Origin of the sequence: Thermogemmatispora onikobensis, assembly GCF_001748285.1 — a bacterium.
Taxonomy (GTDB): domain Bacteria; phylum Chloroflexota; class Ktedonobacteria; order Ktedonobacterales; family Ktedonobacteraceae; genus Thermogemmatispora; species Thermogemmatispora onikobensis.
Genome location: NZ_BDGT01000047.1, coordinates 1 through 24,227, shown reverse-complemented (window position 1 = coordinate 24,227; position 24,227 = coordinate 1). Strand labels below are relative to the sequence as shown.

The 24,227-nt window shown below is 60.0% G+C and carries 20 protein-coding genes; 13 read left to right on the top strand and 7 right to left on the bottom strand.

Annotated elements, in window-relative coordinates:
* Nucleotides 1-116: 116 nt before the first annotated feature.
* Together BGC09_RS17525 and BGC09_RS17520 are read left to right on the top strand one after the other, a co-directional pair.
* Nucleotides 117-1,208 carry a hypothetical protein gene (locus BGC09_RS17525; protein ID WP_069805528.1) on the top strand — a complete coding sequence of 364 codons (1,092 nt, stop codon included), beginning with the start codon at nucleotides 117-119 and terminating at the stop codon, nucleotides 1,206-1,208.
* Nucleotides 1,209-1,315: 107 nt separating this feature from the next.
* Nucleotides 1,316-2,719 (top strand): FHA domain-containing protein, encoded by a 1,404-nt coding sequence (locus tag BGC09_RS17520; RefSeq protein ID WP_069805527.1) that lies wholly within the window; start codon nucleotides 1,316-1,318, stop codon nucleotides 2,717-2,719.
* Nucleotides 2,720-2,742: 23 nt separating this feature from the next.
* On the opposite strand, the gene BGC09_RS17515 is transcribed toward BGC09_RS17520, so the two are convergent.
* On the bottom strand, nucleotides 2,743-3,495 hold the full coding sequence (locus tag BGC09_RS17515; protein WP_069805526.1) for an MBL fold metallo-hydrolase: 753 nt from the start codon (nucleotides 3,493-3,495) through the stop codon (nucleotides 2,743-2,745).
* Nucleotides 3,496-3,681: 186 nt separating this feature from the next.
* Here BGC09_RS17515 and BGC09_RS17510 point away from each other — a divergent pair, with 186 nt between their 5' ends.
* Nucleotides 3,682-4,947 (top strand): 3-oxoacyl-ACP synthase III family protein, encoded by a 1,266-nt coding sequence (locus tag BGC09_RS17510; protein ID WP_069805525.1) that lies wholly within the window; start codon nucleotides 3,682-3,684, stop codon nucleotides 4,945-4,947.
* A 338-nt stretch (nucleotides 4,948-5,285) separates the two neighbouring features.
* On the opposite strand, the gene BGC09_RS17505 is transcribed toward BGC09_RS17510, so the two are convergent.
* The gene (locus tag BGC09_RS17505) at nucleotides 5,286-6,173 is read right to left on the bottom strand and encodes a GNAT family N-acetyltransferase (protein ID WP_069805524.1); all 888 of its coding nucleotides are present in this window, start codon (nucleotides 6,171-6,173) and stop codon (nucleotides 5,286-5,288) included.
* 146 nt (nucleotides 6,174-6,319) lie between these two features.
* Here BGC09_RS17505 and BGC09_RS17500 point away from each other — a divergent pair, with 146 nt between their 5' ends.
* Complete coding sequence (locus BGC09_RS17500) at nucleotides 6,320-7,120, top strand: phosphatase PAP2 family protein (protein ID WP_084659055.1); 801 nt, start codon at nucleotides 6,320-6,322, stop codon at nucleotides 7,118-7,120.
* Between the two features lie 211 nt (nucleotides 7,121-7,331).
* Here BGC09_RS17500 and BGC09_RS17495 read toward each other — a convergent pair whose 3' ends face one another.
* Nucleotides 7,332-7,967 carry a CGNR zinc finger domain-containing protein gene (locus tag BGC09_RS17495; RefSeq protein WP_069805522.1) on the bottom strand — a complete coding sequence of 212 codons (636 nt, stop codon included), beginning with the start codon at nucleotides 7,965-7,967 and terminating at the stop codon, nucleotides 7,332-7,334.
* Nucleotides 7,968-8,176: 209 nt separating this feature from the next.
* Here BGC09_RS17495 and BGC09_RS17490 point away from each other — a divergent pair, with 209 nt between their 5' ends.
* Nucleotides 8,177-8,962, top strand: a complete 786-nt coding sequence (locus tag BGC09_RS17490) for an MBL fold metallo-hydrolase (protein ID WP_069805521.1) — start codon at nucleotides 8,177-8,179, stop codon at nucleotides 8,960-8,962.
* Between the two features lie 415 nt (nucleotides 8,963-9,377).
* A complete protein-coding gene (locus BGC09_RS17485; RefSeq protein WP_069805520.1) occupies nucleotides 9,378-9,863 on the top strand; it encodes a PaaI family thioesterase in 486 nt (161 codons plus the stop codon).
* 241 nt (nucleotides 9,864-10,104) lie between these two features.
* On the opposite strand, the gene ftsH is transcribed toward BGC09_RS17485, so the two are convergent.
* A complete protein-coding gene (gene ftsH / locus BGC09_RS17480) occupies nucleotides 10,105-12,255 on the bottom strand; it encodes an ATP-dependent zinc metalloprotease FtsH (protein ID WP_084659054.1) in 2,151 nt (716 codons plus the stop codon).
* Nucleotides 12,256-12,654: 399 nt separating this feature from the next.
* Between ftsH and sigZ the strand changes: the two genes are divergently transcribed.
* Both sigZ and BGC09_RS17470 read left to right on the top strand, forming a co-directional pair.
* Nucleotides 12,655-13,305: an RNA polymerase sigma factor SigZ gene (gene sigZ, locus BGC09_RS17475; protein WP_069805519.1), complete on the top strand. Its 651-nt coding sequence runs from the start codon at nucleotides 12,655-12,657 to the stop codon at nucleotides 13,303-13,305.
* Between the two features lie 145 nt (nucleotides 13,306-13,450).
* Nucleotides 13,451-14,251, top strand: a complete 801-nt coding sequence (locus BGC09_RS17470) for a methyltransferase domain-containing protein (RefSeq protein ID WP_069805518.1) — start codon at nucleotides 13,451-13,453, stop codon at nucleotides 14,249-14,251.
* 86 nt (nucleotides 14,252-14,337) lie between these two features.
* On the opposite strand, the gene BGC09_RS17465 is transcribed toward BGC09_RS17470, so the two are convergent.
* The 3 genes from BGC09_RS17465 to BGC09_RS17455 all read right to left on the bottom strand — a co-directional run bounded on the left by BGC09_RS17465 (nucleotide 14,338) and on the right by BGC09_RS17455 (nucleotide 18,563).
* Nucleotides 14,338-15,180 carry an aldose epimerase family protein gene (locus BGC09_RS17465; RefSeq protein WP_069805517.1) on the bottom strand — a complete coding sequence of 281 codons (843 nt, stop codon included), beginning with the start codon at nucleotides 15,178-15,180 and terminating at the stop codon, nucleotides 14,338-14,340.
* A gap of 209 nt (nucleotides 15,181-15,389) precedes the next feature.
* Entirely contained in the window at nucleotides 15,390-16,814 is a 1,425-nt protein-coding gene (locus BGC09_RS17460; RefSeq protein ID WP_069805516.1) for an APC family permease, read from the bottom strand.
* 267 nt (nucleotides 16,815-17,081) lie between these two features.
* Nucleotides 17,082-18,563 (bottom strand): APC family permease, encoded by a 1,482-nt coding sequence (locus tag BGC09_RS17455; RefSeq protein WP_069805515.1) that lies wholly within the window; start codon nucleotides 18,561-18,563, stop codon nucleotides 17,082-17,084.
* A 671-nt stretch (nucleotides 18,564-19,234) separates the two neighbouring features.
* Here BGC09_RS17455 and minC point away from each other — a divergent pair.
* The 5 genes from minC to BGC09_RS23145 all read left to right on the top strand — a co-directional run.
* On the top strand, nucleotides 19,235-20,131 hold the full coding sequence (gene minC / locus BGC09_RS17450) for a septum site-determining protein MinC (protein WP_069805514.1): 897 nt from the start codon (nucleotides 19,235-19,237) through the stop codon (nucleotides 20,129-20,131).
* Between the two features lie 384 nt (nucleotides 20,132-20,515).
* The gene (gene minD / locus BGC09_RS17440) at nucleotides 20,516-21,352 is read left to right on the top strand and encodes a septum site-determining protein MinD (protein ID WP_069805535.1); all 837 of its coding nucleotides are present in this window, start codon (nucleotides 20,516-20,518) and stop codon (nucleotides 21,350-21,352) included.
* Between the two features lie 21 nt (nucleotides 21,353-21,373).
* Nucleotides 21,374-21,724, top strand: a complete 351-nt coding sequence (gene minE, locus BGC09_RS17435; protein ID WP_069805512.1) for a cell division topological specificity factor MinE — start codon at nucleotides 21,374-21,376, stop codon at nucleotides 21,722-21,724.
* 1,319 nt (nucleotides 21,725-23,043) lie between these two features.
* A complete protein-coding gene (locus BGC09_RS17425; RefSeq protein WP_069805510.1) occupies nucleotides 23,044-24,015 on the top strand; it encodes a hypothetical protein in 972 nt (323 codons plus the stop codon).
* Nucleotides 24,012-24,227 (top strand): hypothetical protein (locus BGC09_RS23145; RefSeq protein ID WP_218104088.1); only part of this gene is annotated, 216 nt, incomplete at its 3' end. The genes BGC09_RS17425 and BGC09_RS23145, both read left to right, overlap by 4 nt.

Here is a 24,227-nt window from a genome sequence, read left to right as displayed (position 1 = left end):
CGGTCTCCCCAACAAGTCCTATGCCCTTTGTCGGCTCTGACACGCTTTGATATAATGCCTTCATCCCACACCACATTCTCCTGGTGCAGAGCAGGCAGGGGGCGAGAAAAGAGGCAATGGCCAGAAAAATTATTGTGCTGTTGCTGGCAGTCAGCGGGCTGACGGGCCTGGGGCTGGGCTATGTCTGGGGTGGCCTGCAGAGCTACGCGCGCTATCAGCAGGCGAGCCTGGCGGATCGCCAACATTGTGGTGGTCAGCTACCGGTGCGCGTCTGTGTAAGTGCTCCCCAGGAGCTATTTTCTGCCTTCTATCCCTCGTACCTGCACACAGGAAGCGCCGTCGTGGAGGTCCTCTTCAGTAGCACGGCTGGCCCGCAGCCGCTGCGCATCAGCGTGACCATCGCTGGATTTTCGCAGACGGAGACGCGCATGGTGAGTGCCGAGGAGCGCCTGCAGAGCGCGGGCTTTGTGCCGCCCTTGTTGAACGGCGTCTTGCCAACCCTGACCAGTGATCGTCAGACCCAGTTGCAGGTGACAGTTGCCGATGGACGGGGTACGCGCTATTACAGCAATGCCATCCCCTTGCAGCTACGTGCGCGGCGCCTGATGGCCTGGTCAGCGGCCAATCGGTTGCGCCTCGCGGCCTGGGTCACGCCGACTGCTCCTGCGGTCCAAGAGCTGGTCTCGCGTGCGATGGCCTATCTTCCTCAGCAACCGCCGCCGGCTCCCCTGGTCATGGCGGGCTACTCGGGAACGATTCTGCGCCAGGTGCTGGATCAGGTCGATGCCATCTTCGATGCCTTACGGCTCGACTATGGCCTGCGTTGCCAGCGTCAAGGCGTCCCCTATGGTGGGCCGGAGAGCACGGCCTCGGCAACCCAGCTGATTCGCCTTCCTTCCGAGGTGCTCCAGCAGGGCGGTGGCTCAGATGTCGAGGTGACGCTGCTGTTAGCGTCGGCGGTGGAAAGCATTGGCCTCCATGCTGTCATTGTGGTGCTGCCCGATCGCACCTTGCTCGGGGTAGCCCTCTCCCCCGATGAGCAGGGCTTTGGTTATTGGGATGCCAGTGAGTTAAGTGCTGCTATGACAGGCGATGCCGTCAATATTGCCAGCGATGCGCTCTACGCCAAGGAAGAGAAGCAGGGTGCTGTCGTCGACAGGATTCTGATCTCTGAGGCCCGCCGTGCCGGCGTGGTGCCGATGCTTTAGAGCGATGGAGCGCGCGCGCGTAAGGAGGGAGTGCTACGAGTAGCGTTGCTTTTCCTGAATGGTTTAGCTTCGGTTGCTACGGTGGCCTCCTCTGTTGCTTGCTTACAATGGCCGGAGAGGTCGTCTATAAAGCGCTGGGCCGCCGCGGAACAAGACGCCAGCTTGCTGGGGCGCTGCTGGTGGAGGGGTTGTCTGCTCTCTTGATTGCTCCGGCCCTTATCTGGTTTTATCTGCGCTTTATCCCGCTCCAGCCGATCCTTCCGCCAGCGGAGGTGGCGGCCATGTTGGCCTATGTGGCTCTCTGTGGCTGGGGGTTACCGCTGACTACGGCCCTGGGATACACCCTTTTCGCAACGCCCGCCTCTGTCGCTCCGAAGGGGACCCGCGCCCTGACACGCAGCCTGAGTGCCCCTCAGATCGCTCTCTCGCCTGCCAGGTATGCGCCGCATCCGCCAGGTGTGACGGCTCCCTTTGTCTTCAATGCTGACACGCCGTGGGGGTGGTTAGAGCATCGCAATGGGCGCTTGCAGGGCCAACGGCTGGCTCTCACCCGGGCCTTTGTGCGCCTGGGGCGTGGGGAAGAAAACGATATCTGGCTCGACGATGATCTGGCCTCGCGCTATCATGCTGAACTGCTCTGGGAGAATGGGCAGGCTTATGTGATTGACTGCCAGAGTCTGAACGGGGTCTTCGTGAACGGACAGCGCGTCTCGGGTTCCGCCCCTGTGCGCTCGGGTGATATGCTAGAGATTGGCTCGCTACGCTTCCTCTTCGAGCTGGCTACGCCGACGCGCCCGGCGGCTCCCACTGACGATGATCCTTTACTGCGCCATCCTCATCCACTGCGCCCGGTGCGCCTGCGGAAGAGCGAGACAGCTACGCCAGGGACGTCCTCGCCGGTGACACCCTCCCCGCTGACGTCCTCCCCGCTGACGCCCCCAACGCCGATCACGGCCTGGGAGCCGCCATTTGAAGCCGGGCCCGCAGGCGAGTCGGAGGTCTCGCTCCGGCAGACCCCGCTCCCCCCGTTCTCAGCGACGCCCCAGACTGTCACAGCGCCCTCGGAGGCCCTGCCGGCGCTGCACCCCGTGACACATCTCCTGCTCATTTGCAATGGGACGTTGGTGGGTCGCAGCTTCGTATGCAACGGGCCGGCCCTGGTGATCGGTGCTGATCCGGGCTGTGAGGTCTCTCTCCCCGATCCTTCTTTGGCCCCACGTCATGCCCTCTTGCTGGTGCGCTCTGAGTGTCTCTATCTCCAGGATCTGGCGGCTGGAGCGACGCTGGTGAACGGGGAGCCGCTGAGCGGGCCACGCCTACTGGAAAGCGGCGACCTGATCCAGTTGGGGGCCGTGCTGCTCCAGTACAGACCCCTGGTCACCTCGCCAACAGCCGGCACGCGCTCGGAGCCATCTGCATCCTCCAGCGAAGCGCTCTTCTCTGCGGCTCAGCCACAGCTGCAACCACAGGGGCAGCCGCAAGCACAGCTGTTCTGGCCTCCCGAACAGTGAGCCTTCCTGGCCTCCCTCCCTCCCTACCAATCCAGGCGGATCTGAGCGGCGGCGTTGCGAGCGAGCAACGGCTTGCCCTGACCGGGGTACAGGTAGTAAATCTGGAGATTTCGCAGCACGTGCAGCGTCTCCTGCTGACCGCGCTGGTCGCTGCTGGCGTGGAGAACGGGCTGGCCTCCCTCGGTTGTGCTGATGGCGGCCCCGCCGATTAATTCCCAGGAAAAGGGATTATAGAGGCAAAAATAGCCACGCGCCGCCCCACTGGTGGCGACCACGCGCCAGTCCTCATGGTGTGGCAGGCCGCCTACATCTTGCAGCCAGATGCTGACCTGGCGCAGAGAAGGGGCAGTGAGAACAAGCAAAGGGTCGAACGAGAATAGCTCGCTGGTGCGAAAGGAGGAAGGCATCCGTGAATGAGTGCCTGTGCTCCCGCGGCCTGGCTCGCCGTTAGAGGAAGCGCGGCCCCTTGTCTTAGAGAGCGCGGCGACTGGCGCCCTACAGCGCTGACGGAGCGTCTCGATGCCCCCGCTTTGGTTGGTCTCCAGACTGGTCAGCACGATCAGATCGATATCGGTGGGAGAGCGCTTCAAAAAGCGCTCGATGTAGTAAAGAATCAACTGCCCATTTAAAGAGGAGCGAGGATCAACGACCACCAGGCCGCCGTCGTCGATCAGGTAAGTGTTGAGCATGCCAAAGCGGTCGGTGATCGTATGCACCTGGCGAAGCTTCTGGGCGGTCCGGGGTGGGACTTCCTGCCCGGGCGAAATAGCAGTCATGCGTCTCTCCTCTGGTAGCGCGATAGCTGCCCTTTCTATCCTATCACCCAGGTCAAGCCAGGCAAAGGCGAGGTCAGCGTGCCTCAAAGGTCGGCGCTAAGGACGGAAGCGGCAGCAATGTGGTATACTTGGAATAATCGGTCTTATGCCTGATCATGGAACCTCATTGAGGGAGTTCATCAAGCAATGACATCCTTCCCTACAGACGGATCATGGCCGCAGTACACCTACATTGTGCCTGAGATCTACACCCGCGCCAGAGTGCGCCTGATTGGCCTGGGTACCTATGCACCCGCTGGAATCATCACCAATGATTTTTTTGCTTATATTTCGACACGCCTGGGCGATCCGCGCAAAGCCGAGGATCTGGAGCGGGTGACAGGTCTTATCACCCGCCATGTGCGCGCGAGCACCCTGGAGCTGTGTCGCCGGATGGCAGGCGATGAGGCTCCCGGCCTGATCGATAGCCCTGACGCCCCACGCGATGAGTCGCTGGCCGATATGGCTGTTGTGGCGGCGCAGCGGGCCCTCGAAAGCGCCGGTCGCTCGGCCTCCGAGATCGACATGATTATTGGCGCCTCCTCCTCAGACAACGATGCTTTCCCCACCATTGCCGGGCAGGTCCAGCATCGCCTCGGCCTCAAGCCCATTCGCGCCACCATGCTACGCGGAGCCTGCGCCTCCCAGACCGAGGCTTTTCAGGTCTGTGCGGAGGCGCTTTCTTGTAGCACGGCGCGCCTGGTGTTATTGGTGACAGCGGAGGGCCTGCTGCCTAATATTATGCACGTTCTGGATTGGAAAACCAGCTCACTCTTCGGTGAGGGGGCCGCGGCCTTCTTGCTGGAGCGTGGCGAGGAGGGCGATGAAACCTACGCCATCAGTGGCTATGATGCCAGTCAGGCGCCGGCGCTGTTCTATCAGACGCCGCTGCGCAAGGACTCGATCGAGATGGCCGAGGTTGATATGAAGATTCTCCAGCTCTATCGCGAGGGGAAAGGCAAGGAGCTGGCGCAGCTGCTCTCACAGAATCTGGTGGGCTACACTAAAATGAATGGCAAGGAGGTCTTCCGCGAGGCTCCCCGCGCTATGGCGGAGGCGGTCGATGCCTGCGTGCGTCATGCTGGTCTCGGTCATGACGAGGTCGCTTATATTATTCCCCATCAGGCCAACTCGCGGATCACCCGCCGTCTTGGCGAGCTGCTGATCCACGATTACGGCTGGCCGGCTTCGACGATGGAGAAGCTGGTGGATAATTTCCGCTATTATGGGAACCTCTCGAATGCCAGCATTGCTACGGCAATGGCCGAGCTGATCTCTCACGATCAGCTGAAGGATGGCCAGTGGTTGGCGTTACCTGCGGTTGGTGGTGGTATGCACTATGGCTGCTGGTTGCTGCGCTATCGCGCGCTCAAGAATCCTCGCGCGGTGATGAAGCCCCTGCAGCATGAGTAGCCGCCCAATGTCAATCTGAGAAGGAAAGCGCTCCTCGACAGGGAGGCGGGACGATGCGCTGGGCGCGTATTGCCCACGGCTGACCTGCCAGGTCCACAGTGGTTCCTGGTGGAATGGTTGCCAGCGGCTGTGCCTTCCGTCCCGCTTCTTGCTTCTGATTGAGCTTTGGCTCTCTCTGCGCGTCTCGTCTGGCTCTCCTTCCCGGCCTGGGGTTTGGGGCTGCAGCGACTCTGGGCTGAAAAGCGGGAGCCTGGCCAGAGCCAGACAAGAGGGTGGTCGGCCTGGTTGGTGCTAACTGATGCAGAGGGAACGGCGGGGCGAGCGAGCGGACAAGCGAGTCAGGTCAGCAAGCGCTCGTAGGTGACGTAGGGATGGTCGGCGACCTGATATTCGGCCCCGGCGAAGGTATCACGCACCATCAGCAGGTCGGGAACGTGGACGCGGACCGCCTCCAGGTTGCGCTGAGCCGCCTGATGGCGCAGGACATAGGCGAGCTGGCCAATGGTGTCGGCTGTCGTCCCGTCGATGTAGCCAATGAACAGATAGTTGCCGTGGCGCCCCTGGCGTTCCTCGATCATCATCAGCCCATCAAGGCGCTCCCAACGGCGCAAGAGATAGATCTCGCCAGCGTTGATCTTCGTCTTCAACAAGCGGTCGCTGATACTATAGGCGATAAAACCCGAGTAGTAGAGGCCACCGGTCAGGGGGAAGATATTCGAGACATTGAGATAGGCGATGATCTCCTCCAGGTCCTCGGCCCGTGCCAGTTCTGGTGTGGGCAGCGAAGCCAGGCGCCGTGGCAGCTCTGGCAGCGGCGGGGCCTGATACGGGAAAAAGCTCCCAACCTCGTGCATACGACTTTTCCTGGCCAGTGCGATGGCGGCGCTGTTCCTGGTCTCGGTGAGCAGGCGCACCGTTCTGGCTCCCCGGCGCATAGCCTCGGCCATCGCTGCCTGATGCAAAGCGGTGGCAACACCCTGGCGGCGGTAGGCCGGATCAACGCGCAAGCCCTCCAGCCAGGCTTCGTGCTCATTGAGCATGCGCAAATGGAGCAGACCCACGGCTCGCTCATCGCTCGTAGCCACCAGTAACCTCCCTGGCTGGTCCCCCAGCCAGGCATCCCAGGCCTCGGGAATGTAGTCCCCCCACTCCCAGGTATGGGCACAAAAGGCGAGAACCGTCTCGCGGTCCTCTGGACGCGCGGAACGTACCTCGAACGTTGCCATCGTGCTTGTTCTCCTTCCCCTCTTCGAGCCAGAGCAATGTCTACCTGCTCACTAGCTGCGGTTCTCACCAGATATAATACAACAAGAATGTGTCGTATCCGTCTTGCAAGCGACCAGGCTTGCTCAGAGAGAGGAAGCAGATCAGGATGGGAGAGCGGATTACACCAATTAAACGAAAAAATCAAGAAAAGTATAAAATAAACGGAGATAGTGAAGAAGAAACATCCTTAGCAGAAGCGCAGCGAGAGATTCAGAAAGCGCGGCTCCCCTGGTACCGGACATTACACCGGGGCAGGTTCTTGCTGGCCCTCTACACCTTGCTGCTGAGCCTGTTTGCGCTGCTGGCCTGGTGGGTTCACACCCATCCGGTGTTGACCATTGACGTTGCCATCACGCGCGAATTTCAGGAGGAGCAGAGTCCCTGGCTACGCGCGCTCATGCTGGCAATCAGCTTCATCGGCAGTGTGCCATTGCTGGCGGCGGGGCTGGTGCTGGCCACGGCCATGCTGCTCTGGCTCGGACGCCTGCGCCTGGAAGCTTTGATTCTGCTTGGTAACTGTCTGAGCAGCGAGCTACTCAATCATACAGTCAAGCTACTGGTCGCGCGTCCGCGTCCCTCGCCCACGCTGGTTGAGGTTTTGCAAGCGGCCAGAGGAGCCAGCTTTCCGAGTGGGCACGTCATGGCCTATGTGGCCTACTGGGGCGTGCTGTTCTCCTATGGCCTCATTCTCTTCCAGGGTCGGAGCTGGTGGCGTATCCTTCTTTTGCTCCTCTCGGGTTTTTTCATCGTCATGGTAGGCCCATCGCGCGTCTATCTGGGGGATCATTGGGCCAGCGATGTCCTTGGCGGCTATCTTCTCAGCGGTGTCTGGCTGAGCCTTTGGCTGCTCCTCTACCTCCGCCTGCGGGCGCGCGGCCTACTGGCACTGATAATGCGGAGACGCTGATGCAGGCATGCCGGGCGAGTGGGCCATAGCAAGAGGGGAGAGCATGACCACGATTTTTCTTTCGCACGTCCCCGCAACAGGTCATCACCTCCTCAGCATCCACGCTGCCACAGGAGGCGGAGGCGCGTCGCCTCTTCAGGGTACGCTGTAAACACGGGCATGTCACCACCTTTCTTGCCAACGGTCTGATCTTTCTCGAGCGTCTCCACACTTACTTTCCCTTTGCTCGCCGGTAGTTTTGGATGGACCGTGCTCGATTGGCGCATGCCACGCTGCACCAGTGCCGTGTGGCGCTTCTGGTAGTATCGTAGAAGAGCAGGATGCAACGGTCATTGCGGCAGATACGCAACCGGCGGAGATCGTGCTCTGTCAACAAACGGAAGGCGGCAAAGGCGATGGTCACGACGGCTGAAGCCCTCCTGTCCTGGCGTGTCCGGTAGATGGCAGACAGCGCCCCTTCCGGGGAGACTTCGAGCTCGTAATACCCTTCACGCAAGAAGGCATTCAGTTCTCGTACAGCCATGTTGTCCACTCGACAGCGTGCTGCAATGTCTTCAAAGAGATTGCGCAGGATGGTACGCAAGGCGTGCAGCGCTCGGAGCTGGTGCTCATCCCATCTCACCTGCTCTCCTTCTTGTGAGAGGTCAGGATGAGCTTGCCGGGCCATCTCCCACCATTGGCTGGCATCCTGAGGGGTCTGGAGCAAGTCGGTTCTTTTCCCGCGTACCATGACTTCTGTATTGACAAGGTCAAGGCCGAGGTTCCCCCCGAGAAAGACAAATGATCGTTTTTCACCTGAAACATGTTCTGCATTTCCAGACTGCTGAAACTTTCTCTTCTTGCCCATCTCTGTGTCTCCCGGTCTCGCTCTGACCTGTGGTTGAACCCTGTTCCCTCTCTTTATTATACGCAGCTATTTCCATCTTGACAAGTATATTTTCGCTGACTATACTAGGGGTATACATATCAAAACCATTTTAGATATGTATATATGGAGATCACGAAAGTCCCTGTCTCTCCCGGTCTCCGGGGGGAGAGCAGCAGAGGAGGAAGAGCATGAGTCAGCAAGCCAGTGATCGTGTGCGCATCACGCATATTGGAGGTCCAACCATTCTTGTTGAAATCGGCCAGTTCCGCATCTTGACCGATCCGACCTTTGATCCAGCAGGAAGCCAATACGAAAGAACGATGAAATACATTGACCCGGCACTCAGCGTCTCTGAAGTTGGACCAGTCGATGTAGCTCTGGTCAGCCACGATCAACACCCCGATAATCTCGATGAAGCCGGTCGCGCCTCTTTGTCACAGGCGCGGCATGTTCTGACCACGCCAGCAGGAGCGTCACGGCTGGGGAATGGCGCGCGTGGCATGGAGAAGTGGGAGAGCATTGAACTAGTAGGAACAGATGGTCGGCGTGTTCATATCACAGCAGTCCCAGCTCATCACGGGCCGGAGGAAGTTCTGGGCATGCTCGGCGACGTGAATGGCTGGATAGTGGAGTGGGAGGGAGCACGTCACGGTGCGCTTTATGTATCGGGAGACACTGTGTTTTTCGATGGTCTCAGGGAGATCCCCCGGCGTTACCCGGTCGCAGTAGCAGTGCTGCATTTCGGGGCGGCTCAGACCAGCGTGTATGGTCCAGTCCATCTCACGCTCACGGCGACCGATGGCGTGCAGATGGCACAAGCGCTGGGGGAGGCGATCATCATTCCCATTCATTTCGAGGGATGGGCGCATTATACCGAGGGGCGTACTCAGATCGAGCAAGCCTTTCGAGCAGCTGGACTGGAAAAACGGCTTCGCTTTTTGCCACTGGGGCAGCCGGTAGCTCTGGATGCATAAGGCACTCGACGACGAGCAAAAGGAGAGGAGCCTTCCCCGTCGTAGTAGGAGCGCAGCGGGAGCCATTCCTCATCAGAGCGGGGGTACTGCAGGAGTCCTTTTCGCTGCGGGCGCGCGGCCTACTGACCAGGGTCAACCTGCCAAAGAGTTCCCCGTCAAGGAAAGAAGCGGCGGGACCAATCTAAGGGAAAGGAGCCGGGAAGGATAGAAGAGAACTCGGGATGGCTGGTGGCCTGCTTGCCTCGCATCGTTGAGCTGTGATACACTCAGCCCAGGCCGGTGGTGTGGGGAGCGAGCGAGAGGTAGAGCCTCCCTTCTGCTCTGCCTGTCCCTGTCAAAGCAGGCGAGCCAAAGGATTCCCGTTCTCGCTCCACCGACGAAAATTCTCCACGGAAGGACGCCCTCAGCTCGTTCTATGAAGCTCAACGACGATACTGACTATCAGCGCTGTTTTGTCTGTGGCCAGCGCAACCCTTATGGGTTGCAGCTGGTCTTTCGTCGCGAAGACCGGAGCATTGTCGCCGATTTTCAGCCGCGCGAGGAGCACCAGGGTTTTCCCGGCGTCATTCATGGTGGTATTGTGGCTGCGGTCCTGGACGAGACGCTGGGGCGAGCCTCACTCTTGGCTCAGCAGCCTCAGTGGACCATGACGGGCAAGCTGGAGGTGCGCTATCGACGCTACGTTCCCTATGGGCCGTTATTGCGGGTGCGCGCCTGGCTTCTTCAGGAGCGCCGCACGATGCTTCAGGCTCAGGGGGTGCTGACCCTGGCCAGCGATGAAAGCAAGCCGCTGGCGGAGGCGCAGGGCATCTTTTTACCACTGCCAGATGCCTTTGTTGACACACTCATGCGCGACTATCCCGGGCTACGGCAGTTTTTCACCGGAGAGCTAGAGGAGTGAGCGCTGAGCAAGACGACAGTTTTGCCCTCAGCCCAAGGGCTGTCAGCTTGACGCGGGTCAGAGAACCCAGTCGGGCAGAGCCATCAAGAGCCATCAAGAGCCATCAGAGCAGCCAGCGAGCCTGACAGTTGATCTGGCAGAAGCAGGCCCGCTGGGCTGCGGTCCCCCGTTTTGCAGAGAAGCAAAGCGCTCGATCTTCTCTGGCTAAAGTGAAGGAGAGAGTAGCTGGCCCGGGCCTTCCCTACGAAAAGTGGCTATCGTTGCCAGATGCAGCGGGGGCGGGCGGTTCCGGCTCGTTACGACTTGTACCGACCTCGGGAGGTGCTGGAGCGGAAGTCGGCTCCGGTGGGGCGATCACCTGTGGGATGCCCAGAGGTGCCGGCTCATCGGGGGCTGGCGTGGCCCCAGTCTCGGCCAGAATGGCGTGCAGCTGTTCGCCGTCGAGCGTCTCATGGAGACGCAGCTCCTCCGCGATGCGGTCAAGCGTGCGGCGGTGCTTCGTCAACAGCTCGATCGCCTGCTGGTAGCAAGAGCGTACAATGCGCTCAACCTCCTCATCGATCAACTCCGCCGTCTCCTCACTATAGTCGTAGGGCTGGCCGATCTCCGTCTCAGCGCCACCCGAGAAAGGACTGGGGCGCTCGCTGTAAGAAATCGTCCCCAGGCGTTCGCTCATGCCCCAGCGCGTCACCATCTGGCGGGCGAGGGCCGTCGCCTTCATCAAATCGCTCTGGGAGCCCGTCGTAATAGTGCCGAAAACCACCTGCTCAGCGGCCTGGCCGCCGAGGGAGTAGGTGATCTGCGCCAGCAGGTACTCCTTTGGATAGTTATAGCGATCATCCAGCGGAGTCGACATCGTCACACCCAGAGCCTGACCGCGCGGCACGATCGTCACCTTCGTCACCGGATCGGAGTGAGGTATGAGCAGGCCCACCAGGGCGTGGCCGCCCTCGTGGTAAGCCGTCACGCGCAGGTCCTCCTCATTCAGCACCAGCGGGCGCTCGGCGCCCAGCAAAATCTTGTCGAGGGCATCTTCGAAGCAGCGGCGGTCGATGTAGTCGAGATTGCGGCGGGCCGCCAGCAGAGCCGCTTCATTCGCCAGATTGGCCAGGTCAGCGCCGACCATGCCCGGCGTGGCCCGGGCAATCGCCTCCAGATTCACGTCTGGAGCCAGGGGCAGATTGCGCGTGTGGATACGCAAGATCGCCAGGCGCCCGCTCCAGTCGGGACGGTCCACCGTCACGCGACGGTCGAAGCGACCGGGGCGCAGCAGGGCCTGATCCAGGCCATCGGGGCGGTTGGTTGCCGCCAGCACCACCACCGCCTGATGCGACTCGAAGCCATCCATCTCCACCAGCAACTGGTTCAGCGTCTGCTCGCGCTCCTCATTAGTGTTAATGCTGGCGCCGCGCTGGCGTCCGACAGCATCGATCTCATCGATGAAGATGATGCTGGGGGCAGCCTTCTTGGCCTGGTCGAAGAGGTCGCGCACGCGGCTGGCGCCGACACCCACCAGGACCTCAACGAACTCGGAGCCGGACATCGAGAAGAAGGGGACGCCGGCCTCGCCGGCCACGGCCCGCGCCAGCAGGGTCTTACCCGTGCCCGGAGGCCCAACCAGGAGGATACCGCGGGGGATCTTGCCACCCAGGCGCTGGAACTTCTGCGGCGTCTTCAGAAACTCGACGACCTCCTGCAGCTCGTATTTGGCCTCATCGACCCCGGCCACATCGGCGAAGGTCGTGCTGGGCCGATCCTCCATGATCAGGCGCGCCCGGCTGCGACCAAAGTTAAAAATGCCCTGCTGCCCCTGGGTAGCTCGACGAGTCACGAAGAAGAACAGCCCCAGCAGGAAAGCCCACGGCAAGACCGTAATCAGCAGATTGATCCAAAAGCTGTTGTCCGGCGGCGCCTGATTCACAACAGTGACCCCTTTGGACAGCAGCAGCGGGATCAGCTGCGGATCGGTCTGCGGCTGGGGCAGTTGGTAAACATGGTACTGCTGATGACCCTGGACCGGCTGGCGGAAATCGCCAACGATGTCCGTCTCCCCGATAAAGGTCGCCGTCTTGATGTTGCCGGCGTTGATCTCCTGATAGAACTCAGTATATGTTAACTCCTGCCGTTGAGGAGAGGAGCTGCTATTAGCGTTACTGATATAGCTATATAAGTACAACCCCAGTACCAGCAGTACTACCAGCAGCAGCCAGAAATTCAGGTTTGAGGAACGCGGCGGTTGCCCAGAAGGACCGCGTGACTGGTTAGGCGATGACTGCTGTCGCTGCGATTGGCGCGGCGGCACCGGTAGCAGCGGGGGTGGCGGCGTATTGTTATTTTGATGGTTACCTTGCTGTTGTACGTGGTACAGACCAGATAATGGCTCTTTTTCCATTGCGAGACGTTCCTGTTTTCTGGTTGCGCCGTCTTTGGCTGAGAGCGGCAGCTACCCCGCTCCCTGGCACTGGCGTGACGCTTTCAGATGCTCCCTATAACTACCCTATTATATCCCACCCAAGGGGAAATTGCCTACTGGCAGAAGAGGGCGCAGAACGCTAGAGAGTGATCAACCCAGCCTGCCGAGCTGATGGATCAGGGCCAGGCTGACCAGCTCGCCAAAGAGCTGTCTTCCTTGCCATCGTTTCAAAAGATATTTACGAACGAATCTCGGGAGAGGTGCAAGAGAAGGTGACCTTCTCTTTCTCCCCCACGCAAGAGGAGAAGAGGCTCTGCGTCCTTTCAGGCGAAGCCACGTCTTCTAAAAGAAAGGTCTGTGCACGAGGAGGCCGCACCGATGTCCAGCGTGACTGAACGAGCCTGGGTTGCCTTACATGAGCCGCTGCGTCTCTTTCTCCGTCGTCGATTGCCTGACGAAGAGAGCGTAGACGACCTCTTACAAGAAATTTTTCTCCGTATTCACCAACACTCTCAAGAGCTGCGTTCCAATGAGAAACTGGAGCACTGGGCCTATCGTATCGCTCATCACCTGGTCTGCGATTACTACCGTCGGCGTCGCAACCTTCTACCACTAGAGGATCAGCCTCAGAGCCAGGCGGCCACGAACGAGGTGCTGCTGCGTTCTGAGCAAGAGCAAGCCAGCGAGCTCGCACGAGCAGCTATCAAGCGATCCTTACAGGAGCTGATCCGCTGCCTGCCTGCATCCTATCGCGAAGCGTTGATCCTTACCGAGTATGAGGGACTCTCGCAGCGCGAACTGGCCCGCCGCCTGGAACTCTCCTTCTCTGGGGCCAAATCGCGCGTCCAACGGGCGCGTGAGCGGCTCCGCCAGCTCCTGTCGGCCTGCTGCCAGTTTGAATTTGACCGGCTGGGGCGAGTCATCGGCTACCAACCACTAACCTCCTGTTGTCTGGAACCCGAGGAAAGCGAGCAAGGTGGCGGCGCTTGCCTCGATAAAAGCGCCTGTGCTGCTGCCTCCGGTCGCTAACTTCCCCTTATCCTCTCACCGGGAGCCTTACCGCCTGACTGGCTGCGTCCTTTTCGCCGGAAGGGCGTCTTCTCTTCCAGACAAAGAAAAAGCTGCGCTGGTCCAGCGCCAGCCGGCCAACCAGTCGGAAGGAGGAAAGCCCGTCATGGCAGATATGCCTTTCAAATCAGAAGAAGATCTACGATCATTTGTTCAGCGTTACTATCAAGAAAACGTATTGAATGCTGCGATTGCTTGCTGTTACGAGGATCGAAAGCAGGAGCAGATGCCCGGCCAGTGTGCCTGCTATGCTCCTGAGCAGCTCAAGGAGTTGCCCGCGGAGCTATTGGCCAGTGCCTGCTGCTGTGGTAATCCTCTCAAGCAGGCCGGGCTGAAACCCGGGGAAAGCCTGCTCGACCTTGGCTGCGGCACAGGTCTGGATCTGCTGCTGGCCGCATCGCAGCTACAGCCCGGCGGGGTGGCCTACGGTGTTGACATGAACGAGGTTGCCCTGGAGCGGGCCGAACAATACCGGCGTCAGCTCGGCCTCGAAAACGTGCGCTTCCTGCAGGGGATCATCGAAGCCGTCCCCCTCCCCTCGGAAAGCATCGACGTCATCATCTCCAATTGTGTCATCAACCTGGTGCCAGACAAAGAGCGCGTCTTGCGCGAAGCCTACCGGCTCCTCAAGCCGGGGGGCAGACTGATCCTGGCCGATCCAGTTCTTGAAGGGGAGCTACCGCCCAGTCTCCGTCGCGAGCCGAGGGCCTGGGCCACCTGCCTGGCCGGTGCCCTCAGCGCGGCGGCCTATCGTGAGCTACTGGCAACCGTTGGCTTCCGCGAGATCGTCATCGAGCTGGCTCCAAGAGACTGGGACTGGCCGTCATTTGTCAAGCAGGAAGAGCGCCATCGCCTTGAGGGCCACTGGCTCAGCGCCAGCATTCGCGCACGCAAGCTATCAGCCTAGCCTGCACTTCCTGCGAGCGGTGGCAAGCAAGCGGAAGTCAGCCATACACCAACAGCAGGCTTGATCAGCCAACCTGATCGTCCTGATCAAGCCTGCGTCTGAGCGCGTAGTTGCAGCACAATCGAGACCGTGCTGTCCGGAGCGACCTCCAGACGGTCGCCGGGCCGATTCAGCGCATCCTCACTACCGACTGTTGGCTCAAAGCAGACAAAGGCGTGGTCTGGGCGCGTCGGCAACTCCGTCCACACCTGCATATTATGCAGAGCAAAGCGACCGTCCTGGGGCAGCTCAGCGATTGTCAACGTCCCCTGCTCAGGAAAAGTGATCGTCACCTCGCCAGCAAATGGAAAAGGCGTATCCGGCGGCTGATGCTCCCAGTCGATCGCCGCCGCCTCGAAGCCAGGCAGGCCCTGCACCTGCAAGCGCGGCTTAGCGGCCTGAGCCAGGGCAAAATACGGATGGAAACCTGGCGCAATCGGCATCGTCTCAGCACTGTGGTTCTCCATTGCCAGCGTGTAGGTCAAGGTCCTGGGGGCCGCCGTCACCGTCACCGTAAAAGTAAACTCATAGGGATAGCAAGCGCGCGTCGTATCGTTACTCTGCAGCTGCAGCTGAACCTGATGCTCGTCTGCCATCAGCAGTGTCCAGGGCAGCAGGCGACCGAAGCCGTGGATCGGCAAGGTAGTCCCTTTCTCCAGGAAGAGGCCATTGCGCAGGCGTGAAAAATTCGGGATCATCAGTGGCAGGCCCCAGCGGCGCACATTGCCAGTGGTCAGAGGGCGATACAGCACCTCCCAGGTCCCAACCTGGAAATGAGAAACCAGGCAGATCTCAGGGATCACCCCCACCACCGTTTCCTGGGCGCGCAGCACCAGCTCGCGCTCTGTCGGAAAACGCAGAAAATCGCCGGGAAGCAGAGCAGAACTCATCAGCCAGCTCTCTCCAGAAAAAAGATCTCTGGCCGCTATTGTAAAAAAACAGCGGCAGCCGAAGCAAGCCCAAGCACAATCAGAGCAAGAAAGCAAAGAAACGATACATGCTCAACAAAAAAGAGAGGCGGAGCCGACGAGCGGTCCGCCTCTCCCCAGCGCTGTCTTCTCCTGCTAGCTAGAAGAAGAGCAACCTCTTTCGGGGGGGCTTACTCTGCCTCCACATAGACCTTGCTGCTGGCCTCCAGCACCTCGGGAGCGCGGAAGCGGAGCACCAGAGCGATGATAATCCCGATCACCAGCCAGGCCACCGCCAGCGGGAAGGCCCAGGTCAGCGGAGCCTCATACTGCTGCGTTGCCTGGAACCAGAGCACGATCAGCAGCACCACCGTTGGGATCAGCGGCAGCACGATATGGCGGAGGACATTGAACTCATTGGGGTGCTCGCGCAGATAAAAGACCGGCACTGCCACGCAAGTTGCCAGGTAGACCAGAATAATGGGCAGCACAATAATTGTCCCGATCAGAGCGAACGCCGTCCCTGTTCCAAAGGCCAGGCCGAGCGCCACCGTCAGCACGATGCCCACCACCGTTGTGAAAACAATGGCCACATCGGGTGAAGCAAAGCGATTCAAATGAGCCAGGACCCCTGGCAGCGCGCGCACGCGGCCCATAGCATAGAGCACCCGCGACACAGCGTTCACCCCGGCGTTCGAGTTGGCCAGAGCGCTATTCAGAATCGCCAGATTCACAATGATGCTGAAGCCACCCCAAACGCGCTGCGCCATTGTTCCCCAGGGGTTTGGATCGCCGGTATAAGAAGCGATTTTCGCCGGCCCCCAGCCGACCACCGCGGCATAAGAACAGAAGACATAGAAAAGACCGATCAAGAGAGCGGCCAGCACAATCGCCAGAGGCACGGTACGGCGCGGATCGCGCGTTTCCTCAGCCAGGGGAGCCGAGGACTCATAGCCAGCAAAAGCCAGCACAGTAAAGATCATCCCCAGTAGTACGCCCTGCCAGCCGCCGAAACCGGACTGCGCGCTGGAAGCCGGATTAAAGGCTGCCAGCGTATTATTGTTCCCAGCGGTCACAATGAGCCACAGAGCCAGCAGCAAAAAGACCCCGATCTCGATGCAGCCAAGCACCACGCCCACATCGGCGGAGACCTTAATGCCGAAGTACGTCAGCGCAAAAATCACCACTGCAAAAATGCAAGCCCAGATAGCCCAGCCATAGGGACCCAGAGGCACAATCGAATCGGCCACCGGACCCAGAACCAGCAGCTGCAGAGGAACAATCAACAGATAGGCCAGATCGAAGATCCAGCCGGTCACCCAGCCAGGAATGGAGCCGAGCGAGCGACCGATATAAGTAAAGAAGCCGCCAGCGGAAGGCAGATGGCGGGCCAGCTCCCCGATATTCAGGGCGATCAACACGCTGACCACCAGCGTAATCGTCACCGCCAGAGGGAGAGCGGTGCCGGCGAAAGGCACCGCGGCGCTCAAGCTAAAAGAAACAGCGGAAGCCGGCGCCATTGTCGTAATTGACTGGAAGAGCACGCCGGGCAAGCCGATTGTCCCGGATCGCAGGTTGCCCTGCTCTTCGGTTGGTGCGCTAGACTTAAGCGTCATGGCGATCCACTCCTTTACAAACAACGAAATAACTGTAAACGAGCGGCCAACACAAAGGCTGCTCGTGACCCGAAAGCAGCTGTGGCCCCACCGGGACGGGGCAGCAGCGTGGCGCAAGAGAGCTGAGAGCGGTGAGCAGACCTCAGCCCGGTGTGTGGCACAGCGGAACCATTCAGACCGGGTTGAGTCTCGAACGGCGTCCGGCCCTCAGCGCAAGAGAGAGAGGCAACCACTCCGGCACCTGGAGCGGAAGCAGGCAAAGTCTATTCACGCTTCGAAGCTCTGATCCTGCCAGGCGGCCTGGCTAATAGCGAACATACTGGCGATGCCGCATAGCACCAGGCAAATCACCGTCAAGCCGCCTACAATGTACCACCATTGGCCATTGCTGATCTGTTGTGGGATCGGCGAGTACAATAATGTTACAATCATTGCCATTAAGCAGGCAAGGGGCGCGATGATAATGCAGAGCCAGAGCACTGGAAGTGGCACCACCAGCAGGCGCAGGAAGCGCTCGCGCTGGCGGAAATAGAAGATCGCCAGATCGACAAAGATAAAGATTGAAGAAAAAGCCCAGACCAGAGTCAGCACCGAGAGCGTCACCGTAAAGACCACCGTGGCCAAATCGGTGGGCTGTCCCAGAGGCAATAGATAAGGCAGCAGGAAGATCAAGGCGGCGCACAGGCAGGCCACCACTGTCTGGAAGACGATGGCATTCGCAGGCTGACGATTGCGATTCAAACGGCTCAGCCCCAGCGGCAGAAAGCGGTCGATGCTGGCCACCATCAGCAAGCGGGCGAACGCCACGTTCAACAGGGTGGTGAAGATCGGGAAATAAGCGATCACGCAGACGGCGGCCACGTTGCCCAGGAACTTGCCGAAGACATGATCGATGACGTTGATCACCGCGAAAGGCCCCTGACTGGCGGCGTCGGGACCGAGGACGACCAGGAGGGCGAAGGTGATCACCAGATAGCTGAGAATCACAAAGAAGGCGCCCCAGGAGACATGACGGGCGGCAATGCGCTCACTGGCCATTTCGCCACCAAGGATCATCGAGACATCGGCGCCGAGATAAGCCAGCACCACACTGCCATAGAGCACGAAGTTAGAAGGATCGATGCCCCAGGAATGGAGATCGTTGAAGGGCGTCGCTGTACGATGACCAGTTGCCAGCCAGATCAAGGCTGCCCCGCCGAGCAAGACCACCACCGCATAGGTCATGAGCGTAATCACATTGATCACCAGGCGCAGCGTACTCATCGGCTGCAGCGCCAGCAAGGTGGAAGCGATCAGCAAGGCGATGCAGAGCAGGCCCTGCTGCCAGGGCTGAGTCAGCCAGGAGGAGTTCAGGCCCTGAATAAAGGCGATGCCAATGCTCAGGCTTGCAACCATCGCCAGCAGACCTGGCATCCAGAAGATCAGGCTAGCGAAGAAGCCCCAGAAATTTCCCAGTGCGCGATGGGTCCAGATATAAGTTGAGCCTTCATGAGGATAAAGAACGCCCAGCTGAGCGACACCGATCGCGCAGGGGATAAAGAAGACCACAGCTCCCAGCAACCAGTAAGTGAAAGCGGCCGGTCCTGAGCCTATCGTGCTTACTGGATTATTAATGAAGAGCATGATCATCATGAAGATCATCATCATGTCGAACATGCCGAGAGCCTGGGGCATTGTTCGTGGAACATAACTTTGGGAAGGAAGGTCACCCTTTTGCTGGTCCAGACGCTGCAAAGCTTCTAAAGCCATCGTAATGAACTCCTGAAGGTTCAAATCGTCCAGAGCCAGGCCGGAAGCCGGAGCAGCGGCGCTGGATGGCCAGGCTATCCGGGTACCGGCCAACTGAAGAGATCGCGACCGTCAGCCCAGCAGCAGCTGATCGGTCGCCTCCTTAACATTGGCCGAGGGAATACGAATAATGACCAATATGGAAGAGCAAGAGTGATCTCTGCAGTGAAAAGCTCCTGGCCTCTAACAGAAGTTGTGAATCGCTGCCCCTATCTTGGACGCACGGATAGGAAAGCAAGGAGAATGTACTACTATAATAGATGAGTCGAAGGCCCGTGTCCAGCCCTTCATCTATCAATAGGAATGTGGTAATGTTGGCCTCAATCGATGGTACGTTCCAAACAGCAAGCCGGGCAGGGGGTGCGCGCTATCGCCTGAACTAGGGAGAAACGCCGGCTGGCAAAGAGAGGCAAAGAAGCTGCTCCTATTGCGTTTTGTTGCTCTGGCGTTTATACTGTAACCTGGTAGCGTCAGAAGGTGGTTCTTCGTTGCAGATGGCCCGTTCGACTGCGGGCGACGGCCCTCAAGGGAATGTTGAAGCAGAACGGGTAAAAGTGTAGTGCCGGTAAGAAATCGAAACTCCTGCCTGAATGAAAAGAGAAGAAACTGATACAAGAAAAGCAGCGAGCGAAATGAGTGCGCAGGGTTCTGCCGAGCAGGCCATGTCGAGTGCGCGCGACCGGCAGAAGAAGGCGGGTGAAGCTCCCTCCTGGGTGGTAGGTGGTGAGGGGGAGCGGCGAGAGGAGAAGCTGCCTGTCCAGGGGCAGATCGCCATCAAGGGGACGCGCCACGGCCTGCTCTTGACGCTGGAGCCGGGTACTCCCTTTGGTGAGCTATTGCAAGCGCTGGCCGAGCGGCTGGCTGAAGCTCCGGATTTTTTTCGCGGGGCCACGCTGACGGTTGACACCCGGCAGCGGGTGCTCCAGGCCAGCGAACGGGTTCAGCTCGAAAATTTGCTGGCGCATTATCGGATGTCGATTGCTTCCCTGGAGCAGGTTGCCGGCATGCGCAGGGGGGGCCTGAGCGAGGGGGGCCGGTTGGGGCTGGGTCTGAACGGAGGACCTGCCTATGCTGCTGCTGGGCCATATGCGCCATACTCGCCCTATGAGAAGACAGGAGCAGGGGCTGTGACTGTGGACCTGGGACTGACGGCGGGTGCGGGTCAACGTGATCCGCGTGAGTCAGATGATACGCTCTTTGTGCGTCGGACGGTGCGTTCTGGCCAGGCGATTCACCACCACAGCAATATTGTAGTGCTGGGCGATGTCAATCCTGGGGCGGAGGTTGTGGCGGGGGGCGATGTGATCGTCTGGGGGGTCTTGCGCGGTATGGTCCATGCCGGCTATCCCGATAACGAGCAGGCGCTGGTCTGTGCGCTGCTGCTGGCGCCTGTCCAGCTGCGGATCGCCCATTTGCTTTCTCGTCCGCCCGAGGGGCTAGAGGTGCAGCCGCGTCCAGAGGTGGCCTCGATTCGCCAGGGCCAGATCGTGGTTGAAACCTGGCTCAATGGTCGCCCGCCGCGTAAGTAAGGACAGCGGGCACCTGGGGCGGGCTGCTCCCGGCCAGGCGCTCTACCGCGTAGCTGCTGGCTGCTGGCTATGGCGCTGGTCGCCCTGGAGAGTGAGGGCAGGCGGTGACTGCTCTGCAGTGGAGCAGGGGCGTCTCCCTGAGCCGGCTGACATCCGTGCTGAGATTAGAGGAAGCACAGCTGTGGCCAGCAGAAGGGGCTGATGAGGAAGGAGTGCCGCAATCCCTGCTTGCTTTTCAGCTGGCCAGCTCAGCTGCTTTGCAGATGAATGCTCTGGCCGGCTGTTGACTGAGTTGAGTGACCGACTGGCGACTGGTCGCTGCTGTGATATTTTGCTAGGTGTGCGAAAAGAACGGTGTTTTCCGAATCGACTGGGAGCATGCGCATGGATAGCCGGGTGATCACGATTACTTCGGGAAAGGGCGGCGTTGGCAAGACAACGACAACGGCGAACCTGGGAACAGCCCTGGCTATGCAGGGTAAGAAGGTGGTGGTAGTTGACTCGGATATCGGGCTGCGCAATCTCGATGCTGTGCTGGGACTGGAGAACCGCATCGTCTACGATCTGGTCGATGTGGTTGAAGGGCAGTGTCGCCTGCGTCAGGCGCTGATTAAGGATAAGCGTTTGCCCGAACTCTACCTGTTGCCCGCTGCTCAGACACGCGATAAGAATGCCATCAATAGCGTGCAGATGGTGCAGCTCTGCCAGCAGCTGCGCCAGGAATTCGAGTTTGTGCTCATCGACTCGCCTGCAGGCATCGAGCAGGGCTTTCGCAATGCCATCGTGGGCGCCGATGAGATCATCATTGTGACCAATCCCGAGATGGCCTCGGTGCGCGATGCCGATCGCATCATCGGGCTGGTCGAGGCGGCGGGCAAGCCGGAGCCGCGCCTGGTTCTCAACCGCCTGCGTCCCGACATGGTGAGACGCGGTGATATGATGGATGTGGCGGATGTGCTGGAAGTGCTTGGGATCGATCTGCTGGGCATTGTCCCCGAAGATGAGTTGATTATCGTGGCCACCAATAAGGGTGAGCCAGTGGTCTATGATAAGCGCTCGCGTGCCGGTCAGGCATTTATGAATGCTGCGCTGCGCATTCTGGGTGAGGAGATCCCTCTTGAGGAGCTGATGGAGGCGCCAACGCTGATGGAGCGCTTGCGCCGCCTGGTGGGCTTTGGCCCCGCCGTGATTGGGAAGCGCACACGGTCCTGGCCGTCCTGATCAAGGAGGCGATGGTGCATCATGAGTATGCTTGATTTTATGGCCAGTCGCAAGCGGCCCAGGCCCGGCGAGCTGGCGAAGGAACGCCTGAAGGTGGTCCTGGTCCAGGACCGGGTGAAGGTCAACCCGGAGCTGCTGGAGCAGATCAAAGCCGATCTGCTGCGGGTGATCTCCGAACGCCTGGAGGTCGATGAGCAGCATGTGGAAATTACGATGACCCGTGAAGATCGCTGGGATAAGCTGCAGGCCGCTGTCCCGATCAAGCGTCAGAAGATTACGTTTGAGTGGGACCCACCCTACTATGGACCTTCTGCTGAGGGGCTGGAGGGACCGCTCCAGGTGGAGATTGAGCGTGAGGAGCCGCCATCTTAGCGGGTGAGGCAAGAGGATAGAGGATCACGACCTGGCCCGCACAGGCAGAAAACAGCGCCGGCATTCGCTGCTCGCTTGAGGTTGCCGGCGTTGGTACTTTCTGCTCTGAGAGGTGTTCCTGCCCGGCACTCCTGGCCGCGGCCCGCTCTTCTTCCCCGCCTTTCTCTCCAGCCTGGGGCTTCCTGAACCCCGCCCTGGCTCTAACTGTCGCTCTTGCCTTGCTCTCTTTCCCTCCCTCTTCGGCTAGCTGTTCTACCTCTCCCCCCACTGCTTTCTTGCTTCTCTCCTGAAATATTTATCACTATCATCTTCTTTTAAGCACTTGGATGCCGCTTTAACGCTGATACCTTTCAAGATAATATCTTTGTAAAGTGTAATAAATCTATCGAAAAGTTAAGAAATCTGCAATACATGCTTTTGTTTCTCAACTCAAATTTCATCCTATCGTAACCGATGAAGAAGTAGAGAGAGGTACAATAAAAGCGTGATCTCAGATCCGAGCTTGTTTGAAGCTGAAGAAGCGGGGGTGGTATTCGAGAAGGAGCGTGCTCCTTCTGACTTGCTACGGTGCAGGTGCACACATGAGCGTGTTCCTGTCGCGGTAGTGAAGTGCCAATGCGCGGGCACGAGCAGACGCGGAGAGGTCTGGAAGTGGAGCGTGCGCGTGGTGGGGCTGGCTTTCGCTGCGGCCAGTCCCTGGGAGCGCGGCGTGTTCTGGCCTCTCAGTGGTGGTGCGTCGTTGGCGGTGCGTGAAGGGACGGGCGGGCGAATTGCGAGACGCGCGGACCAAAGCGTGCCGCCACGGCGCTGCTATGTACGGTGCCGCCGGGCTGTAGTTATGGAGCGGACGGTGCGGGAAAGCATGGTCTGACCCGGGGTGGGTTGCCTCCGCCTGCCGGATGCGTGCGTGCGAAGGCAGGCAGACAGGCCGGCAGGAGGTAGCTATGTGGTGGTGGGGTGACGATGCCGCCCGCCTCGGGCTGGGCCAGCTCAAGGCCGCCCGTCAGGGGGTTTCCCGCTGCGGTGGGGTTGTTGTTCGTTGGTTGTGGTGTACGGTTCTCCTTGAGGACTCGTACGATGGACTGCCGTCCGGCCAGTATCTCCTTTTTGGTACCCGGCGTATCATCGTATATAGCAAGGGATGATGTGTGGTGTGGTGCGTGCCTCTGTCTCCATACGTGTCCCTCGCGGAGGCACTGGGGTGTCACCGGCTTCCTGCCGGCACTTCAGTATCGCGACAGGAAGGATCGATCATCTGGCTGTCATCTCTCTGGGGGACTGGGTGGTGGCCCTGTTCTTGGCACAGGGGTGGATGTGTGATGAGTGAAGACAGCAAGAGCGATAAGAAAGTCTATATCCTGGTTGAGCGCGCGAGCAACCTTTCTCGTGGGGTGAGTCGCGCGCTCTGGCCTGCCACGGCGCGGAGGCTGGTGGAGACCAACAGGGCCGCTCAGCGCCGCCGCGCTCGCTTGATGCGGCGGCGGTCGTCTCAACTGCCAAGACCGCCTGTGGCTTCGCCACAATGGCTGCCGCGCCTCTTTTTGGCCGCGCTCGTGGCATCCTCCATGTTGAGCGGGGGCACACTGGTGCTGGCCGTGCTCTGGCATCTCTGGTTCCTGCCGTTGTGTGCTGCCCTCGCTCTCGCCGTCTCTCTGCTTGCACTCAGACCGCGCTGGCCTGCTAACCTGCCCTCTGTACCCCTCTCGCAGCAGACGATTATGGATTCCGCCCTCCCGGCCTCCTCTTCGGCTGGTCTGCCCTGGAAGAGCCTGCCTGGTCAGCTGGGAGCGCCGGAGACCCCGATGCCAGATCCGCCCTCGCTGGTGCGGGTTCTAGAGACGTTCGACCTCTCGCGCGGCGAGCTGGAGCCGGCCCTCACCGAGATTCCCTGGCCACCCTCGTCTGCTGCCGGGTCTCGCTCTGAGTGGAGTGAGCGCACGTCTCCCAGTGGAGCGGCTTCTTCTGGAACCCCTTTGCCGGATGAGCTGCCCTCCTCCTCGGTTGGGGCGCCAGCTGAACCTGGCTTCTCTCCGTGGATCGCTCCCCCTGCCTCGCTGACAGCGTTCGGCCTCTCGCCGGCTCGCTCCGGGGCTGACCTGGCGCCTGGGTTGCCAGAGCGCGACTGGCCTGTCGAGCCACAGTCTCCCAGGTCCACCAGTGGCCAGCCGCTGGAGATTCCCAGGACACGGCCTTGCGGTAGCGCGGAGGTCAGCGGGCAGAGCGAGGCGGAGCGCGCCCTCTCTTCCGCCGGGGAGCCGAGGGATGAGGAGGGTGAGGACGAAAAGCTATGACCTTTGGGGGAGATCTGTTGACCTGGCTCGCTTACTCTGGGTATGATTCCCCAGAAAAAGAGAGCTTTGACCGCCTGGCTGGTACTCAAGAGCCAAATCACCAGCCAGCCGGTCGTCCCATCCGATCCGGTGACCGCAGTCGGCAGCAGTTCCCTTCCCTGGAGGCAGCAGTGAGTGAGCAGCAGATTCAGAAGGTAAAAGTCAGGCGCTTA

Excerpts from the sequence above, each read along its gene's own strand:
- BGC09_RS17525 (WP_069805528.1), top strand. The coding sequence starts at position 117 with ATGGCCAGAAAAATTATTGTGCTGTTGCTGGCAGTCAGCGGGCTGACG.
- BGC09_RS17520 (WP_069805527.1), top strand. The coding sequence starts at position 1,316 with ATGGCCGGAGAGGTCGTCTATAAAGCGCTGGGCCGCCGCGGAACAAGA.
- BGC09_RS17515 (WP_069805526.1), bottom strand. The coding sequence starts at position 3,495 with ATGACTGCTATTTCGCCCGGGCAGGAAGTCCCACCCCGGACCGCCCAG.
- BGC09_RS17510 (WP_069805525.1), top strand. The coding sequence starts at position 3,682 with ATGACATCCTTCCCTACAGACGGATCATGGCCGCAGTACACCTACATT.
- BGC09_RS17505 (WP_069805524.1), bottom strand. The coding sequence starts at position 6,173 with ATGGCAACGTTCGAGGTACGTTCCGCGCGTCCAGAGGACCGCGAGACG.
- BGC09_RS17500 (WP_084659055.1), top strand. The coding sequence starts at position 6,320 with ATGGGAGAGCGGATTACACCAATTAAACGAAAAAATCAAGAAAAGTAT.
- BGC09_RS17495 (WP_069805522.1), bottom strand. The coding sequence starts at position 7,967 with ATGGGCAAGAAGAGAAAGTTTCAGCAGTCTGGAAATGCAGAACATGTT.
- BGC09_RS17490 (WP_069805521.1), top strand. The coding sequence starts at position 8,177 with ATGAGTCAGCAAGCCAGTGATCGTGTGCGCATCACGCATATTGGAGGT.
- BGC09_RS17485 (WP_069805520.1), top strand. The coding sequence starts at position 9,378 with ATGAAGCTCAACGACGATACTGACTATCAGCGCTGTTTTGTCTGTGGC.
- ftsH (WP_084659054.1), bottom strand. The coding sequence starts at position 12,255 with ATGGAAAAAGAGCCATTATCTGGTCTGTACCACGTACAACAGCAAGGT.
- sigZ (WP_069805519.1), top strand. The coding sequence starts at position 12,655 with ATGTCCAGCGTGACTGAACGAGCCTGGGTTGCCTTACATGAGCCGCTG.
- BGC09_RS17470 (WP_069805518.1), top strand. The coding sequence starts at position 13,451 with ATGGCAGATATGCCTTTCAAATCAGAAGAAGATCTACGATCATTTGTT.
- BGC09_RS17465 (WP_069805517.1), bottom strand. The coding sequence starts at position 15,180 with ATGAGTTCTGCTCTGCTTCCCGGCGATTTTCTGCGTTTTCCGACAGAG.
- BGC09_RS17460 (WP_069805516.1), bottom strand. The coding sequence starts at position 16,814 with ATGACGCTTAAGTCTAGCGCACCAACCGAAGAGCAGGGCAACCTGCGA.
- BGC09_RS17455 (WP_069805515.1), bottom strand. The coding sequence starts at position 18,563 with ATGGCTTTAGAAGCTTTGCAGCGTCTGGACCAGCAAAAGGGTGACCTT.
- minC (WP_069805514.1), top strand. The coding sequence starts at position 19,235 with ATGAGTGCGCAGGGTTCTGCCGAGCAGGCCATGTCGAGTGCGCGCGAC.
- minD (WP_069805535.1), top strand. The coding sequence starts at position 20,516 with ATGGATAGCCGGGTGATCACGATTACTTCGGGAAAGGGCGGCGTTGGC.
- minE (WP_069805512.1), top strand. The coding sequence starts at position 21,374 with ATGAGTATGCTTGATTTTATGGCCAGTCGCAAGCGGCCCAGGCCCGGC.
- BGC09_RS17425 (WP_069805510.1), top strand. The coding sequence starts at position 23,044 with ATGAGTGAAGACAGCAAGAGCGATAAGAAAGTCTATATCCTGGTTGAG.